This window comes from Teichococcus deserti (assembly GCF_001982615.1).
Lineage (GTDB): Bacteria > Pseudomonadota > Alphaproteobacteria > Acetobacterales > Acetobacteraceae > Pseudoroseomonas > Pseudoroseomonas deserti.
The window spans coordinates 1-769 of sequence record NZ_MLCO01000538.1; the positions used below are offsets into that span (position 1 = coordinate 1).

The 769-nt window shown below is 77.8% G+C and carries 1 protein-coding gene; it reads left to right on the forward strand.

What is annotated here, in order from left to right; all coding sequences use genetic code 11:
- Positions 1-511: 511 nt before the first annotated feature.
- Positions 512-769 (forward strand): radical SAM protein (locus BKE38_RS29860; RefSeq protein ID WP_367596577.1); only part of this gene is annotated, 258 nt, incomplete at its 3' end.

Sequence of the window (769 nt, forward strand, 5' to 3'; positions counted from 1 at the left end):
TGCTGTGGGGGGGGGGGGCGATCGGCGGGGGCGGGGGGGTGGATGGCGGGCGCGGGGGGGGGGGCGGGGGGGGGCAGGGGGGGGGCAGGCAGGGGCGGGGGGGGGAGAGGGGGGGCAGGCAGAGGGGGGGCAGGGAGAGGGGCGGCGGGCAGAGGGGCGGCAGGGAAAGGGGCGGCAGAGGTCATGGCGCGCGGGGGTCCGGAACTGCGGGGGCCAGCGGCACAGGCCGGCCGGGGCCACCCCGGCTCGGGGTGGCATCGCGGGCGGATGTGCGGGCGGCGCGGCCGCGGGTCAAGCGGACAGGCCGCCCGAGACCGCGGAAAGGGCCGACGATCCTGGGCGCATCATGTGGAGCCATGCTCGCGGATGGCGCCGCGCCGGGTCAAGGCAAACCGGCCCGGCGCGCGTGCGAATCGCATGATGCTTTCGTGTCGCGACCCGGCGCGTCGCGACGCGGGGCTGCCCTGCGCCAGCCTCGGGGAGCTGGACCTGCGGGGGCGCCGCGCGCCATATGCCGCCCATGCCCGCCGCCGCCGACCTCCTGCCGCCCGTCGCCACGACCGAGCCTTTGGCGCTCTATGTCCACTGGCCGTTCTGCGCGGCCAAATGCCCCTATTGCGACTTCAACAGCCATGTCCGCGAGCGGGTCGATGGCCTGCGCTTCGGCGCGGCGCTGCGGCGCGAGCTGGCCTATGAGGCGGCCCGCCTGGCGCAGCAGGGGCAGGAGCGGCGCCGGCTCGCCTCGATCTTCTTCGGCGGCGGCACGCCC